Origin of the sequence: Aliibacillus thermotolerans (assembly GCF_027853235.1) — a bacterium.
Classification (GTDB): Bacteria; Bacillota; Bacilli; order Bacillales; family Marinococcaceae; genus Aliibacillus; species Aliibacillus thermotolerans.
The window spans coordinates 67,821-84,876 of sequence record NZ_WKJG01000050.1 but is presented as its reverse complement, the minus strand read 5'-3'; the positions used below and the strand labels follow the sequence as shown (position 1 = coordinate 84,876).

The window sequence follows — 17,056 nt, the reverse complement described above, 5'->3', positions numbered from 1 at the left end:
AAATAGAGAGATAAATCTACAAATGGAAGTTATTTGTGTTACAATCAAATCAATAAGTATAAGAAAACATGGTTTTGGAGGGGGCCGTCCAAGTATGTCTCAACTACAACAAATTGAGTTGACATTACCGAAACATTTGTACTCGGAGATTGAACATTTATCCGAACAAGAAAAAAATTCTTTTTTTCATAAAGTCGTTCAAGAACAGATTCATAAGCAAAAAAAGCAATATATCCGTAATCAAATGAAAGAAGGATATTTGGAAATGGCTCAATTAAATATAGAGATTTGCAGGGAATTTGCCTTCGTTGAAGAAGAAGCTTTATGTATAGGAGAGCGTACAATTTATTCGAACAAATAAGAATATACGCCTCCTTTTTGACATACCTTATGAATAGGGACCGAGAAAGGAGGTGAATAGATGAGTTGAGTGATTCGAACCACAATCATCAATCAAAAAAAGTAGTAAAACGGGGGGATGTTTTTTTTGCTGATCTTTCACCGGTCGTCGGGTCAGAGCAAGGTGGAGTGAGACCCGTGTTAGTGATTCAAAACGACATAGGAAACCGCTTTAGTCCGACAGTTGTCGTCGCAGCTATCACTGCTCAGATTAAAAAGGCGAAACTGCCCACCCACGTTGAAATCGATGCAAAAAAACATCATTTTGACCGCGATAGCGTCATTTTATTGGAACAAATTCGTACGATTGACAAACAACGCTTGACAGATAAGATTACTCATTTGGATGAAGAGACGATGGAACGGGTTAAAGAAGGCTTGGAAATTAGTTTAGGGTTAAAAGAAGTGTAATAGCTACGAGATGATACATAATTATTTCTCATCAAGTGGTGAGAAGGGAAAATTGGCTTTAGCATACGTGCATGATGCTAAAGCCAATTCATTTTTTTAAGGAAATTTAATTGTTGACTTTGGAGTGGATAGAGTGGAATGGAAAAGAGGTCATTGGATATTAGTTAGGACGAACCAATATTTTTGATTGGCTTTTATCCTTGACTAAAAACTCTAATCCGTCTTCCACAAGATTGTTGAGGTTAATTTCTTTCGTTATGATTTGTTTCGCATCGATGAATTGATGTGCAATGAGTTCTATTACTTCTTGATATTCATTTGCATAACCACGGCTAAAAAAGATTTTACCTTCTTTTTCAAATAAAATATTAGGGTCAAAAGGAACCATACTTTCATAGATGGCAATCACGGAAACTGTGCCACCAGGTTTAATACTCGTTATCGCATTAGTGAAAGTTTCTGAAACACCTGCTGCTTCAAATGCGATGTCTACACCATTTCCAGTGATTGATACAATTTTTTGCACCGCATCTTCGTTCATAGGATGAATGATGTAGCCAGCTCCTAACTCCTTTGCTTTATTTAAACGCTCTTGAGAGATATCGACCACAAAAGTTTTTGTAGCTCCAGTTGCTTTTGCTGCCAATAAAGTGAGAAGACCGATTGGACCTGCTCCAAATATAGCTACAGATTCTCCAACTTTTAAACCACTTTGCCTTACTGCGTGTACCGCTACTGCGACAGGCTCTACCAGCGCCCCTTCTTTCAAAGACATGTTCTCGGGCAACTTATGAAGATAACGAGCGTCGGTGACACAGTACTCAGCAAATCCACCATCGTCGTTCACACCTAAAGAGCCAAAAAATTCGCAAAAATTATAATTCCCTTTTTTACAATATTCACAAGTACCACAGTAAATAAAGGGTTCAACTGTAACTTTATCTCCTGGGGAAACATTTGTTACGCCTTTACCGATTTCAACTACTGTACCTGAAAATTCATGACCAAGAATAATTGGTGGTTTTTTCTTTGATAAGGGATGTTCTTCTTCCAGCATAGCTCCGTCATGATAAATGTGAAGATCACTTCCGCATATTCCAGCGTACGCGATTTCAATTTTTGCTTTTCCTTTCGTTACTTCAGGAACGGGAACACTCTCAATTCGGAGGTCTTTTTTACCATAAATTAAGCCGGCTTTCATAGATTAACAACCCCTCATTTCATCATCATAATGAACTGTTTAGGAAGTGACTTTTATTCTTTTTTGCAATGCTTGTTCTAAGGACGCTTTTCTTACTCCGGTGTTTTTAAACGCAGGCATTACTTTTCTAGCAAATAGCTCGATGGAGCGGTACCATTTATCTTCCGGCACCCAATCTCGACTGTTAATAAAGAAATAGCCAAATCCACCCGTTTCTTTTTCCAACTGTTTTATTTGTTCAATGCAGTCTTCTGGACTTCCGATAATCCATGGCATCGCTTCAATCATGTATTCCATCGTAACGTCTTCATCTCTCATTTTGTCGTTCACTTTAAAATAAGGAGTGAAGCCCATTTCGTGAAGGTATTGATAGGAGTCGTGAACCCCTTCACGAATATCTTCAATGGCTTGCTCTCTACTTTCCGCAACGTACACTTCTCGAATAATGCGCCATTCTTTTCTCACTTCTTTTGGATCGCGACCAGCGCGAATCGCTCCTCGGTCTAAAGCAGCTGCTTGATCTTTCAAGCTAGGGAGGGTATTTTTTCCTTCTGAGTGGATAGGAGTATGGAAAATACTAATTGGATAAAATCCTTTTTCAGCCGCTAGTTCAAAGCTGCTGACAGAAGTTACTGCTGCCATCCCAATCGGAACATTTTCTTGATAAGGACGAACTTGAATGGAACGTTCGTTATATTTCCAGAATTCACCCTCATGTGCAATTGGCTCTTCGGTGTTCCAATATTTTTCCAAAATTTCAATTCCTTCTAACATTCGTGGCTTTGACTCAGCTGGATTGACCTCATACAATTTACCATCTGCAGGCATCCCAATCGCCCCTATTCCGGCAATGAGACGACCGTGTGTTAATTGGTCTAAAAATGCAAGTCGTTCTGCCACTTGAAAGGGATCGTGAATTGGCATACTTACAACCCCTGTTCCAAGTCTAATCTTATGTGTTGAGGCAGAAGCTTTTGCAATCATGTATTCAGGAACAGGAACATTTTCGTAATCTCCGGTATGGTGTTCGTCAATCCAAAATTCGTCAAATCCCATTTTTCCAGCATAAACGATTCTGTCAATATCTCTGTCATAAGAGAGAGTCCAGTTTTCCCAAGGATAATGTTCTGGCATGGCAAAAAAACCAAACTTCACAAAAATTAACTCATTTTTTAATTTTTAAATACAAATATAGATTATGTGAATTAAAATTAAAAGTCAAATATATTATAATATTTAAAAAATTAAATAAATGGATGAAAATATTGTTCATTTACACATTTATTTTTGAAATATAAGTAATTGGATCATTCAAAAAGATGAAATCTCCAATATTTTTTAATAATCCATCATTGCACATGGCCAATCCAATTATGTAAAAATGTCAAAACAATATGTGTAAAATAGTAAAAATGTATAAAAGTTTTTGATATACTAAAAGAAAAGGAAGTTTCATAGGTGAGGAGAGAACACAATGTGGCGGAAAATAGGCAAAATCGTGGTAATATGTTTGAGCATCTTAACAATTGTGATTGTTTGGTCAATGGAAAGTTGGTCCAGAACTGTACATGGTAAACTTCCTTCTAAAACAGCAGTCATCTTACATGCAGTGAACAATAATTTAGTCCCTTTAAATTCCGATATTCAACCTCCGCGTTTCTTACTTTCAAATGAACATGCCCCGAAAAGAGCGTTACAAGAAAAAGATATCATCATAGAGATGAAGGATGGAGCCGGTATTCCAGCGAGAATTTATCGTTATGAAGATGCAACTGATGTGCCCGTCATTTTATATTATCATGGTGGAGCGTTTTTAGAAGGATATGGAAATATAGATACTCATCGGAATATTACGAGAGCGTTAGCGAAAAGAACGGGAGCGGTGGTCATTAGTCCGGGATATCGATTGGCGCCAAAACATGTTTTTCCAACGGCAGTGGAAGATAGTTATCGTGCGTTAGAGTGGGCATATGAGAATGCGAAAAAATATGGGGGAGATCCGAATCAAATTGCAGTCATGGGTGACAGCGCCGGAGGGAATTTAGCAACAGTCATGGCGCTAAAAGCTCGTGATCAAAATGGACCGCCTCTATTTGCTCAAGTGTTATTTTACCCACTGACGACGTTTCAAGATATAAAACTGGAGTCCCGAGAAACTTATGATAGTGGTTACTATTTTTTATCTCGTGATGTCATGCTAAAGGCGAGAGAAGCATATGCTCCGGAAGAGGAAATGTGGAGTAGTCCTTATGCTTCGCCCCTGCATGTGGATGATTTGTCAGGTTTACCTCCTACACTCATCATTACGGCCCAGTTTGATCCATTAAGAGATGAAGGGGAATTATATGGAGAAAGGTTGCATGAAGCAGGTGTTCCGGTAGAAACCGTTCGCTATAACGGTGTAATGCATGGCTTCGTTTCATTGTTTGAGATGATGGAAAGTGGGGAAATGGCGCTTGCGCAAGCGACTCAGTTTTTAATGAATGAAAATAAAAAACAAGTGCCGGATGATTACCAATGGAAAGTTCAACATGCACCTCAAGGAATCGTCCGTTTAAAAGAAGAAGCAGAATCATTTTTCATTGCAGCATTTTTACTTTATCAAAGCTTACGAATCTCATCGTCCTAATGAAACGTGCTTTCATTTCAATTACGTATTGTAGCTGTCTCAAGAGTTCATTGATGATGACTTTTGAGACAGCTTTTTTTCAGAAAATAATAAAATTTATCGTGATATTACTCCATTATTACGGATATGAGCTGATATAACTCCGTATGACTCTCTCAGAATCTAATAGTTCTTAAATATTCCAAAAAACTTTCATATGCTCTATTTTCATTTTTGAAACGATATGATACACTCTATGTGAATCAGACAAAAAAATGGATGGAGGGAGGCTTTCCAATGTTAAATAAAATCAAATCTGCATTTGATCAACAACGGGAAAGATGGTCCAGAGAAACGAGAGAGCGAATAAAAGCATATGAAGAAGAAGAAAAAATGAAGTCGATTCAGCGAATGAAAAAAGAAGAAGCAATGAATCAGCTCCTTCATCGAGAAACAGAGAAATATTTAGAAACGATTCATCCATCTTATTTGCTTCATCCTGATGCAGAGAAAATTCTTCGTCAAAAGTTGATTGCTTATGGGGAAGGCCGTTCATACTTTACTTTTTCTCTAAATAGTGAAGTACGATTAACCCAAGATTTCTACAAATCAGATTTAATTTATTTTATTCGTTTACTAGAGAAAAAAGGTTTTGTGATGAAAGGAAATGAAGAACGTTTTGTAACGACGCTTTTAAATAAATTGAGTGAAAATAATTATTTAATGTATTTAGATCGTTATGGAAATTTCGTCAAAGAAAACGATACGCTTCAAAATGCATTATACAAATATTTAGAGCTCGTAGAAGAAGGTCATACGTATGATAGTGGCAGACTGGACTTTTTAAACAAATATCTCATTTACAAAGGTTTGCTTACACCTGATTTTACGAAGAAAAAATTAAAGAAAATGATAAAACAGCTTGAGAAACAATATCATGACCAATACAAGTTAACGCGACTAGAAAAACGAATAAATGATATTAGTTAGAATACAAATTCGAGGAGATATATATGATGACTCTACGAAAAGTGTGAAACCGTTTCTTTTCTTCCACATTGAAGAAAAGGAAACGGTTTCTTTTTTAAATAGGTATCATCATAAAAACAAAAGTTTTTATCATACTATGTTACATAGTAAGTTCTCTTCCATCTGTTTTTAGCGGCCAAAGATTCATGTATAAAGACGCGCTTCAATACTTGGATGGAATATTAAAAATATTCGATATCATGAAATTTTTATTAAACTTTTATAAAGTAAAATCATATTTCTTTTCCAATGGAAGATTATATGGCACAATGGTTATTAAATAATAAAGGGAGGGAGAAGCATGAGAGATATCCCTGAGTTTTTTAAGGAGAAACTGCAAGAAGCAAAAGTACAATTCGAGCGTACCATTGACTGTAAGCACACGGAATTTGACGATCTTTACCCATATATGAGTGAACAGCCGCAATTCTTTTGGTATAAAAGATATGTTGCGTGGCAAGAACTTCTTACAATCGTAAAACTGGCGGATGAGTTAGGTCTTTCATGGAAAGATCAGTTTGAAGAGTCTCAACTGGCGTTTATCGAGAAGAAAGTATTAGATGCAAAAGTCCTTGACGAGTGGTATGGAAAAAAACGAACAGAGGCATAAGAAACGGAGCTGTCCAAAAAGTCATGATTGGTGACTTTTTGGACATTTTTTGTGACCGCTTCATCAAAAATTGCTTCTGGAAACGCGTCTCTTGGCCGAATAGGCATGTTTCCAACACCAAATGGTTGATGGAAGTAAGCCATGGATAGTCATGCCATCGTTTCATCAAAGTATTGCTTGTGGAAGCAACCCATAGATGGGTCATGCTATCGTTTCATATAAAAATAGCGAATGGAAGCAAGTCATGAATGACTCATAACACTGTTTCATTCAAAAATGTCTGATGAAAGCAAGTCATGGATCGCTCATGGCACCGTTTCAGCGCTAAATGATTGTTGAAAGGAACGCTCGATTTATTTTTCAGAACTTATTAGACAGCCTCGTTTCTTCATCAAAAAATAAAGTGGGCACATAAAATAATGATTGGCAGTGTAATAATCGTACGCTCGAGAAAAATAATGACTAAATCTAAAAAAGTAACTGGTAATTTTGAAGCAAGTAGAATTCCACCAACTTCTGACATGTATATCAGTTGCGTAACTGATAAAGCAGCAATGACAAACCTCGTTAATTCACTTTCAATTCCTAATCCTAAAATGGCAGGTAAAAACATATCCGCAAAACCAACTAACATCGTTTCTGAAGCTGCTTTTGCTTCTGGAACATTCATCCATTCTAACAGCGGCACAAATGGTGTGCCAAGGTAAGAAAAGAGAGGGGTTGTTTCAGCAACGACAACAGCTACTGTTCCAAGCGCCATGACGACCGGAATGACTCCAATCCACATATCTAAGACATTTTTAAACCCACCGCGAAAAACTGTAGAAAGCTTTGTTTCCTTCGCGCGTTCCGAAGCTTGTATGATCCCCCAATGGAAACTATTCATTCCTTTTGGTGGCGTTGTCGTTAAAGGGAGGATGTCATCACGTACGTATTCATCTTTCTTACGGGAGAGGGGGGGAATACGAGGCATAATCACGGCAGCGACGAAACCAGCGAGTAAGATCGTTAAATAATAAGGAACGAAATAAGAGGTTAATTCCATTTCCTCCAAAATAACGATACTAAATGTAATGGACACAACAGAAAAAGTCGTTCCAATGACTGCTGCTTCTCGCTTCGTGTAATAGCCTTGTTCATATTGTTGGTTCGTTAATACTACACCAATGGTTCCATCTCCCATCCAGGAAGCGGCGCAATCGATCGATGAGCGACCGGGCAAAGTAAAAAGAGGCCTCATAATCGGTGTGAAAATCGCTCCGACAAACTCCAACAGCCCGAAACTTAATAAAAACGGTAAAAAGAAACCAGCAAATAAAAAGACTGTTAGTAAAAGCGGAATGAGATCATAGAGTAATAGCCCGCCTGTTTCTTCTGCAATTAACCATTCTGGCCCAAAATCAAATAGTACTAAAAAAGAAAAAACGAGTCCTAAAAGACGTACAAAGAACCAAGCCCAACCTACGTCAAATAAAGAACGCAGAAAGGAATGAAGATTCGCATTGGATATTCGCACAAATAATGTGCCAAATGTGGCTAGAAGCATCATGAACGCTGCAAGTTCAGGTAACGCTTCCACGGTTAATTGCTCTAGCCAGTTTGCGAGTAGAGCAACCGGAATGGTCCATTCTCCGTTCGATTGAATCGGAATCATAAAAAGCACAATACCTATCATAGAAGGGATTACAAATTTCAACAAATCCCGCATCTCAATATGAAGTCGTTTCAATTCATTCACCCCATCATTAACAAAACCACCAACATTGCAAAAAATACTTGCCAAAGTGGTTACACTCGTTTAAAAATAACATTCATTTTGACTTTTGGAAAGGGGGAACGCAAGAAAAATAGAAATTTCACGTACCGTACTATTTGCTTCTTTGAATTTCCTTTAACAAAGGGGGGATTTCTGAAAGAGATTCTACTTCCCAATGATAAGGGATGTCACTGTTTGTTTGGCCGTCTCGGTTAATCCAAATATTTTTCATCCCCACTCGATTGGAACCTAAAATATCAGTATTTAAATTATCGCCAATCATAATTGCTTCTTCTTTTGTCACAGAAAGTAACCGCAGCGCATGTTCAAAAATGGAAGGATCCGGTTTACCAACTCCAAAAGCACCGGAGACGAGTATGTATTCAAAAAATGGAACGAGCTGTGGTGACATTTCCAATTTTTCATTTTGTAATGTCGGTGAACCATTCGTAAGTAAAAATAAGCGATAATCCTTTTTCAGTTCTATCAAAACGTCCATCGTATCTTCATATAAAAAAGGGAGCTTTTTGCGAAAGTATCGAAACCGTTCTGCTAAATATTTTCCATATGATTCATCAAATATGTCATGCTTTCTTAACGCATTTGTCCAAGCATTCTGTTGATAATCAAAAATAACCGCATTCATTTGACGGAATCCTATATCCGTTTTGTCTGTAAATGTTCCCCAAAGACCTTCAAATGGATTAATTCCAATTTTTTTAGTGAAGGGAAAAATATCTAATTTCGAGTATAACTGCCTCGCTTCTTCTCTTACGGTCTCTTCAAATACTTCGTGGAAAACCCCTGTTTTCTCTTCCGCTTCTAAACAGACTGCTCGAAAAGATTCTTTTACACTTTTCTTATCCCAAAGTAACGTGTCGTCAAGATCAAATATAATTGCTTTTATCATCATCATCTTCTCCTTTCATCGGTATTATAACTGTAATGGAAAAATAAATCATCGAATTTTTTTCTTCCTCTTTTAATCTTCAATAATTGTTGTACAATAAGGAGTAGTGTCACAATATCGACACATTCTGACACTTATATTTTTACTCTTTATAGAAAATATTTCTATCCTCTACATCCCTTTGTTGTATTTGTGAAGATTTTGTTGCAATTTTTTTGAGAACATGCGACGAACATGTTAAGATAATATTCGGGGAAAGATAGGATGTAAGAAGGGATAAACAGCTTGAGAGGAGTGGTTGAAACGAACGCATCGATGAATCGTTGATTTAAATATAGATGTACATAACTGTTTTCAACCTTAACAAATATTAATTATGCAGTTGGAGGTATTCCTAGATGGAAAAAAATGCAGCCAATCATGGCGCACCTTGGGAAGAATTTTATGGGCCAAACTTAGGTTATATGATGGACCTGTATGATCAATACAAAGAAGATCCAGAATCCGTCTCTTCGGAAATGAGAGAATGGTTTGATCGCTATGGTTCACCAGAACAAGTTGTTGCGAATGGACAAGCACAAACAAGCGACGTTGCTATACCAATCGGACAATCAGTGAACAAAATAGCAGCTGCTGTGAAGCTGGCGGAAAATATTCGTATCCATGGTCACTTATCTGCAGATATTAATCCATTACAAAAACCGACCGGAGAAACTTCCTTTTTAAAAATTAGTGAATACGGTCTAACGGAAGAAGATTTAAAACAATTACCGGCGGAGATTATTTCACCTGATGCGCCTGCGGAAGTAACCAATGGACTTGAAGCCATTAATCATTTGAAAAAAATGCATACACAATCGATTGCGTTCGAATTTGATCATGTTCATGATGTAGAAGAACATAGATGGTTAAATCAACAAGTAGAATCCGGTCGTCTTTTTCGCTCCTTATCCAAAGAGAAAAAAAGAGGGATTTTAAAAAGTTTAACCGAGGTAGAAAGTTTCGAACAATTTCTGCATAAAACTTTTGTCGGTCAAAAACGTTTTTCCATTGAAGGAGTCGATGTCCTCGTACCAATGATGGATGAGTTTACGCAAAATTCCATTCAAAATGGTGCGCAAAATGTGCTTATTGGAATGGCACATCGCGGGCGGTTAAGTGTACTCGCCCACGTTCTTGGAAAACCGTATGATCTTATTTTCTCTGAATTTCAACATTCACCGAATAAAGACTTGGTTCCTTCTGAAGGGTCTATCGGTATTAACTATGGTTGGACCGGTGACGTAAAATATCACTTAGGTGCTGATAAAAAAGTACCACAGGAAGCGTTTGAGGCGCGGATTACACTTGCCAATAACCCAAGCCATTTAGAGTTTGTGAACCCTGTCGTGGAAGGATATGCAAGAGCTTCTCAAGAAGAGAGAACGCAACCTGGTTTCCCGCGACAAGACACTTCAAAAGCAGTTGCTCTTTTAATTCACGGAGACGCTGCTTTCCCAGGAGAAGGGGTCGTCACCGAGACATTAAATATGAGTCGGATTAAAGGGTATCAAACAGGTGGTACACTGCATATTATTGCCAATAACCAAATTGGTTTTACGACGGATTCATCCGATTCGCGTTCTACTACTTATGCAAGTGATCCGGCCAAAGGATATGAAATTCCGATTGTGCATGTGAATGCGGATGATCCGGAAGCTTGTATGGCGGCGGTGAAACTTGCTTATGAGTACCGCAACAAATTCAACAAAGACTTCGTGATTGATTTGATTGGATACCGTCGTTACGGTCACAATGAAATGGACGAACCGTCTGCGACACAACCACAATTATATGAAATCATTCGTAAGCATCCGACGGTGAAAGAGATTTATGCGGAAAAACTGATGAAAGAAAATGTCATTACAGAAGAAGAAATAAAAGCATTGAAAGAAGAAGCAGAAAAGAAATTATCCGAACAATATCAAAAAGTATCGAAGTTTAAAATCGATGAACCAGAAGAAATTGAAATTCCGGAAGAGGTAGAAAAACCACTCCCGCAAATAGATACAGGCTATCCTTTAGATGATTTAAAACAAATTAATAAAGAGTTAATTACTTGGCCTGACAATTTTAATGTCTTTCCAAAATTAAAACGGATTTTAGAGCGTCGGGCAGACGTATTTGATAAAAATAGTAAAATAGACTGGGCCCATGCAGAAACGTTGGCTTTTGCGACCATTATTTCGGACGGAACGCCAGTGCGAATTACGGGACAAGACTCTGAACGTGGAACGTTTGCTCAACGCCATATCGTTTTACACGATTATAAAAACGGAGATATTTATTCACCGCTTCATACGCTCTCAAAAGCAAAAGCATCTTTTTCTGTTCATAATAGCCCGTTGTCTGAAACGGCCATTGTCGGATTTGAATATGGATATAACGTCCATGCACCAGAGACACTTGTTCTTTGGGAAGCACAATTCGGTGACTTTGCTAACGTGGCTCAAGTCATTTTTGACCAATTTATTTCTGCCGGAAGAGCGAAATGGGGACAAAAATCCGGGATTGTTCTACTTTTACCGCACGGTTATGAAGGACAAGGTCCAGAGCACTCTAGCGCAAGATTGGAACGTTACTTAACCCTTGCTGCTGAAAATAACTGGAACGTTGCGAACCTTACGAGCTCAGCGCAATATTTCCATATTTTACGTCGTCAAGCTGCCATCTTAAACACTGAAGAGATGCGTCCGCTTGTGCTCATGTCACCAAAAAGCTTGTTACGTAATCAAAACGTTGCCTCTTTACCAGAAGAATTTACAAATGGACAGTTTAAACCAGTTTTAGAAGATCCTAAAACCGGGAAAGAAGAAGATAAAGTCACACGTCTTATCTTCGCCACTGGTAAAGTTGCCATTGACTTACACGAAGCATTAGAAGAAAAAGATACAGATTGGTTGCATATCGTCCGAGTGGAAGAGCTCTATCCATTCCCAGGAGAAGAGTTAAAAGCCATCATTAAGCGGTTTAAAAATGTAAAAGAATTCAAATGGGTACAAGAAGAACCGAAAAACATGGGTGCTTGGAATTACATTGAACCACTCTTGTGGGACATTGCGCCAGAAAACGTGGAAGTCGGTTACATCGGTCGACGTCGTATGTCTAGTACGTCAGAAGGTGACCCTACTACACACAAGAAAGAACAAAATCGTATCATTCATGAAGCTTTAACAGGAAAATAATAAGGAGGACTCATCCATGGCCGAAATTAAAGTGCCGGAACTTGCGGAATCTATTACAGAAGGTACGATCGCAGAATGGTTAAAACAACCAGGAGATACGATCGAACAAGGAGAAACAATTGCAGAACTTGAAACAGATAAAGTGAACGTAGAAATCAATTCAGAAGAATCAGGGGTCATTCAAGAGCTTCTTAAGGAACCTGGAGATACGGTAGAAGTGGGTGAAGTAATTGCCATTATCGGGGAAGGAAGCGGAGCCCCAGCCAAAAAAGAAACACCATCAGAAGAAAAAGAAGAACCAAAACAAGCAGAAAGCGCACCTGAACCGGCGCAAGCAGAAGATCAAGAAGCAGAAACAGATCCGACAAATCGTCCAATCGCTTCGCCTGCAGCTCGCAAGCTTGCTCGTGAAAAGGGACTTGATCTTTCTCAAATTCCAACACGAGATCCGCTTGGAAGAATAAGAAAAGAAGATGTAGAGAATTACGAACAAAATGCACAAAAAGCAACAACAGCGGCTCCAAAAGCGGAAACAAGTCAACCAAAAGCGACTTCATCAGATGAATTTAACGGAAAACCAGTGGAGCGCATTCGCATGAGCCGTCGTCGTCAAACCATCGCCAATCGACTTGTGGATGTACAACATACAGCTGCAATGCTCACTACTTTCAACGAAGTAGATATGACCGCAATTATGGAAATAAGAAAAAGAAGAAAAGAAAGTTTCCAAGAAGCTCATGATGTCCGTCTCGGATTTATGTCTTTCTTTACAAAAGCAGTCATTGGCGCATTGAAACAGTATCCACTTCTTAATGCAGAAATTCAAGGGAATGAAATTATTAAGAAAGAGTTTTACGATATCGGGGTGGCCGTTTCTACAGACGAAGGACTTGTTGTTCCTGTTGTTAGAGATGCCGACAAAAAGACCTTTGCTGAAATCGAACAAGAAATTGTTGATTTATCGACAAAAGCACGGGAAAATAAATTATCTTTGAACGACTTAACTGGTGGTACGTTCACAATTACAAACGGCGGAATCTTTGGTTCGCTCTTATCCACTCCAATTTTAAACGGACCACAAGTTGGTATATTAGGAATGCATAAAATCCAATGGCGTCCTGTAGCTATCGATGAAGAAAGAATGGAAAATCGCCCAATGATGTACTTAGCGCTTTCCTACGACCACCGAATTGTGGACGGAAAAGAAGCAGTAAGTTTCCTTGTGAAAGTAAAAGAATTGTTAGAGGACCCGGAAGCACTTCTGTTAGAAGGTTAATCGCAGCAAAACTTCCTCCATTTTTTGGGGGGAGTTTTTCTTATGGAAAGTCTTTTCCTTTTTCAATGAGTTCGATACAATATGAGTAATAAGGGAACATATGATTCTTATTCGGAATGAATACATAAGAAAAGGATGAAAATCATGGGGGTTCATTTTTTTATTGGTAGATCAAAAACCGGAAAAACAACGGCTATATATCGAGAAATTGTGACTGAATTGCATCACGAAATGGATCACCGATCGATTGTTTATTTAGTTCCTGATCAAATGACATTCCAAGCAGAACATGCTCTCGTTTCTCTATGTGGTGGGACGAGTCGAGCGCAAGTACTCAGTTTTTCTCGGTTAGCATGGCGAGTATTAAAAGAAGTAGGCGGCATTGCAAAAACAGTACTACAAAAAAGTGGTTTTCATATGCTACTTCGCAAAGTCATTGAAAAGGAAAAAGACAATTTTCGCCTTTATACAAGAACATCAGATAAACAAGGCTTTATCGAACAAATAGAGCGTATGTTAGTCGAATTCAAACGTCATCAAGTGTTTCCATCCCTATTAGAAGATAAGCTACGGGAATTGGAAGGGAAAGACAATAAAACGTCCCAAGAAGAAATATTGTCTGATAAACTTCACGACCTTATTCATATTTGGGATCAAATTGAAATGGAAATGGCGAATCAATATATAGGCAGCGAAGATTATTTACATTTATTAACTGAAGCAATTCCTCATTCTCGCTATCTGCAAGATGCCGTTATTTACGTTGATGGCTTCCATTCATTTACGCCACAAGAATTAGAAGTTCTTCAACAGTTGATGAAAATATCTTCTCATATCACATTTGCGTTGACATTAGATCAACCGTACGATCATGAGCCACCTCATCCTTTAGATTTATTTTATCAAACAGGAATGACATATCGAAAATTAGTCTCCCTTTGTGAGAAGACTACATGTGAGATAGAGGAAATAAGGACATTTACTCACCAAGGAGAAATGACTACCCTCCGTCATTTAGAACAACATTTTGAGAAACGACCTGCTCCGTCTGTCCATTCACATGATAATATTTTTCTATTTGCCGGGGTGAATCGACGAGCGGAAGTGGATGGGATAATGAGACAAATATTAAAACTTGTTCAAGAAAAAGCCTATCGCTTTCGAGATATCGCAATTGTAACAAGAAAAATAGAAACATATAATGAACTCCTTCAGACGACCGCAAAAGACTATAATATCCCTTTATTTATGGACGAAGCGCGTCCAATGCTGCATCATCCTGTGATGGAATGTATCCGTTCTACACTCGAAGCATTAACGGAAAATTGGCGATACGAATCGTTATTCCGTACTTGGAAAACGGACATGTTTTTTTCTATCGAAGAAGATTGGACAAAAGCGAGAGAAGAAGTAGATATATTAGAAAATTACGTACTTGCTTATGGAATAAAAGAAAAACATTGGAAACAGCGAAAACGATGGACGTTGAAACCTCGAACTGCAATAGATAAAGACAAAAAAGCCGATACAACAGAAGAAGAACAACAGATTCATCGATTAAGAATGAAACTATCCCAACCGTTATTAACACTTGAAAAACAGTTTACAAATGCCCAAACTATTCGTGATTACGCCGCGGTACTTTATCAATTTTTGGAAGACCTTCGAATTCCCCAAAAGATTGAGAAGCTCATCGATGAGGCAAAAGAACAGAACGATTTTGCCAGCGTGCGTGAGCATGAACAAGTGTGGGGAGCCATCGTCGAGTTACTAGACCAAGTGGTGCGTGTTGCAGGAGAAGAAGAAGTGTCGCTCACGATGTTTCGTCAAATGGTGGAAGCGGGATTATTATCCATGACTTTTAACATCGTACCTCCTGCCATCGATCAAGTCACTGTTGCGGACATGGAAAGATCTCGTTTATCTTCCGTCAAAGTTGTTTTTCTCTTAGGAGTAAATGAAGGAATCTTGCCGGCAACTTTTGAAGAAGATGGTCTATTAAACGACGAAGATCGCGAGTGGTTCGAAGAAGAAGGAATTGAATTAGCAGATAACTCCAGAAAAGCAATTTTAAATGAGCCTTTTTTGATTTATCGAGTGTTAAGTACCCCACAAAAAGAATTGTATTTGAGTTATGCATTAGCAGATGAAGAAGGTAACGCAATGCAACCGTCCATTTTGTTGCATCAGTTAAAAGAAATGTTTCCGAATATGGAAGAAAAGCTATTATTTAATGAGCCTCATGAATACGACGAAGAAGAACAATTGGAATTTATTGGCAATCATCAAAAAACATTATCATTTTTAACGACGCAGATGGAGCAATGGCAAAAAGGATACCCTATTTCATCCATTTGGTGGGATGTGTACAATTGGTATGTCGCGCAACAGACGGATGCGCCTATCGCTACTGTATTGCGTAGTTTATTTTATGACAATAAAGCAATGTCTCTTTCGCCGTCGTTAAGTAAACAACTATATGGAAAAAAATTAAAAACAAGTGTTTCTAGGGCAGAACAATTTGAAACTTGTCCTTTTTCGCACTTTATCACGTACGGCTTGCGGTTAAAAGAAAGAGACATTTATCAATTAGAAGCACCGGATATCGGTCAACTTTTTCACGCAGCGTTAAAAGATATCGCCCAAAAAATTCAATCGATAGGAAAACAATGGGGCGAATTAAGTGAAAAGGAATGTCATGATATCGCGCGAGCAAGTAGCCGCTCTTTTACACCATTTATTCAACGAAATATTTTCCAAAGCTCATTTCGTTATCAGTATCTCGAAAAAAAATTAGAACAAATCATTATTCGGGCGGCTCAAGTTTTACGAAAACAAGCTCATATTTCAGGTTTTGCACCAGTGGGATTAGAGTTAGCTTTTGGGGAAAGAGAAGAGTTACCGCCTCTTCGCTTTACGTTAAATGATGGGACAATCATGGAGATTGGCGGAAGAATTGATCGCGTTGATAAAGCCGAAAACAAACATGGCGTCTATGTGAGAATCATTGACTATAAATCTAGTGACAAAAATATTAATTTTGAAGAGGTATATTTTGGACTTTCTTTACAAATGCTCGTTTATCTAGATGTCATTCTTACATTTTCGGAAGAATGGTTGGGAGAAAAAGCGAAACCAGCAGGAATGTTATATTTTCACGTTCATGATCCAATCATTCAAAGCAGCAACAAATTAACAATGGATCAATTAGAAAAAGAGTTGTTAAAAAAGTTTAAAATGAAAGGGCTACTGTTAGAAGACGAAGAAGCGATTCGATTGATGGATCAATCGTTACAACCAGGAAAAGGAAGCTCTCTTTACATTCCAGCTGCATTTAAAAAAGATGGAACTTTTGATAAGCGCTCTCAAGTGTTATCTTCGGAACAGTTTGAGGCATTGCGTGCATTTATCCGAAAAAAATTAAAAGAAATTGGCGAAAAAATTGTACACGGGGAAACCGAGATTCAACCGATTAAACAGAAGCAACAGACAGCATGTACGTACTGTCCGTTTCTATCGATTTGTCAATTTGATACAAACTTTTCCGGGAATGAATACCGCCATTTACACGCAACCAAAGAAGAATTAAAAAAAGAATTGTTCGAAAGAAATGCAGGAGAGAGGGAATAACG

At 38.1% G+C, this 17,056-nt stretch carries 12 protein-coding genes; 8 read left to right on the top strand and 4 right to left on the bottom strand.

The features are described 5' to 3' along the window. The first annotated feature begins 94 nt into the window (after positions 1-94). Together GJS40_RS08870 and GJS40_RS08865 are read left to right on the top strand one after the other, a co-directional pair. Entirely contained in the window at positions 95-361 is a 267-nt protein-coding gene (locus GJS40_RS08870) for a hypothetical protein (protein WP_270897515.1), read from the top strand. A 65-nt stretch (positions 362-426) separates the two neighbouring features. Further along, positions 427-810, top strand: coding sequence for a type II toxin-antitoxin system PemK/MazF family toxin (locus tag GJS40_RS08865; protein ID WP_270897514.1), 384 nt, complete (start codon positions 427-429; stop codon positions 808-810). A 160-nt stretch (positions 811-970) separates the two neighbouring features. On the opposite strand, the gene GJS40_RS08860 is transcribed toward GJS40_RS08865, so the two are convergent. Both GJS40_RS08860 and GJS40_RS08855 read right to left on the bottom strand, forming a co-directional pair. Further along, positions 971-2,011, bottom strand: a complete 1,041-nt coding sequence (locus tag GJS40_RS08860; RefSeq protein ID WP_270897513.1) for a 2,3-butanediol dehydrogenase — start codon at positions 2,009-2,011, stop codon at positions 971-973. 39 nt (positions 2,012-2,050) lie between these two features. After that, positions 2,051-3,166, bottom strand: coding sequence for an LLM class flavin-dependent oxidoreductase (locus GJS40_RS08855; RefSeq protein WP_270897512.1), 1,116 nt, complete (start codon positions 3,164-3,166; stop codon positions 2,051-2,053). A gap of 355 nt (positions 3,167-3,521) precedes the next feature. On the opposite strand from GJS40_RS08855, the gene GJS40_RS08850 reads away from it, so the two are divergent. The 3 genes from GJS40_RS08850 (at position 3,522) to GJS40_RS08840 (ending at position 6,258) form a co-directional block, all read left to right on the top strand. After that, positions 3,522-4,640, top strand: coding sequence for an alpha/beta hydrolase (locus tag GJS40_RS08850; RefSeq protein ID WP_270897511.1), 1,119 nt, complete (start codon positions 3,522-3,524; stop codon positions 4,638-4,640). A 276-nt stretch (positions 4,641-4,916) separates the two neighbouring features. Next, positions 4,917-5,609 (top strand): hypothetical protein, encoded by a 693-nt coding sequence (locus GJS40_RS08845; RefSeq protein ID WP_270897510.1) that lies wholly within the window; start codon positions 4,917-4,919, stop codon positions 5,607-5,609. Between the two features lie 340 nt (positions 5,610-5,949). Continuing rightward, complete coding sequence (locus GJS40_RS08840) at positions 5,950-6,258, top strand: hypothetical protein (protein ID WP_270897509.1); 309 nt, start codon at positions 5,950-5,952, stop codon at positions 6,256-6,258. Positions 6,259-6,649: 391 nt separating this feature from the next. On the opposite strand, the gene GJS40_RS08835 is transcribed toward GJS40_RS08840, so the two are convergent. Then, a complete protein-coding gene (locus GJS40_RS08835; protein WP_270897599.1) occupies positions 6,650-7,966 on the bottom strand; it encodes a YjiH family protein in 1,317 nt (438 codons plus the stop codon). Positions 7,967-8,126: 160 nt separating this feature from the next. Then, positions 8,127-8,924: an HAD family hydrolase gene (locus GJS40_RS08830; RefSeq protein ID WP_270897508.1), complete on the bottom strand. Its 798-nt coding sequence runs from the start codon at positions 8,922-8,924 to the stop codon at positions 8,127-8,129. 398 nt (positions 8,925-9,322) lie between these two features. On the opposite strand from GJS40_RS08830, the gene GJS40_RS08825 reads away from it, so the two are divergent. The 3 genes from GJS40_RS08825 (at position 9,323) to addB (ending at position 17,054) form a co-directional block, all read left to right on the top strand. Next, on the top strand, positions 9,323-12,148 hold the full coding sequence (locus tag GJS40_RS08825) for a 2-oxoglutarate dehydrogenase E1 component (RefSeq protein WP_270897507.1): 2,826 nt from the start codon (positions 9,323-9,325) through the stop codon (positions 12,146-12,148). 16 nt (positions 12,149-12,164) lie between these two features. After that, on the top strand, positions 12,165-13,424 hold the full coding sequence (gene odhB, locus GJS40_RS08820) for a 2-oxoglutarate dehydrogenase complex dihydrolipoyllysine-residue succinyltransferase (RefSeq protein ID WP_270897506.1): 1,260 nt from the start codon (positions 12,165-12,167) through the stop codon (positions 13,422-13,424). 144 nt (positions 13,425-13,568) lie between these two features. Next, positions 13,569-17,054, top strand: coding sequence for a helicase-exonuclease AddAB subunit AddB (gene addB / locus GJS40_RS08815; protein ID WP_270897505.1), 3,486 nt, complete (start codon positions 13,569-13,571; stop codon positions 17,052-17,054). The last annotated feature ends 2 nt before the right edge of the window (positions 17,055-17,056 follow it).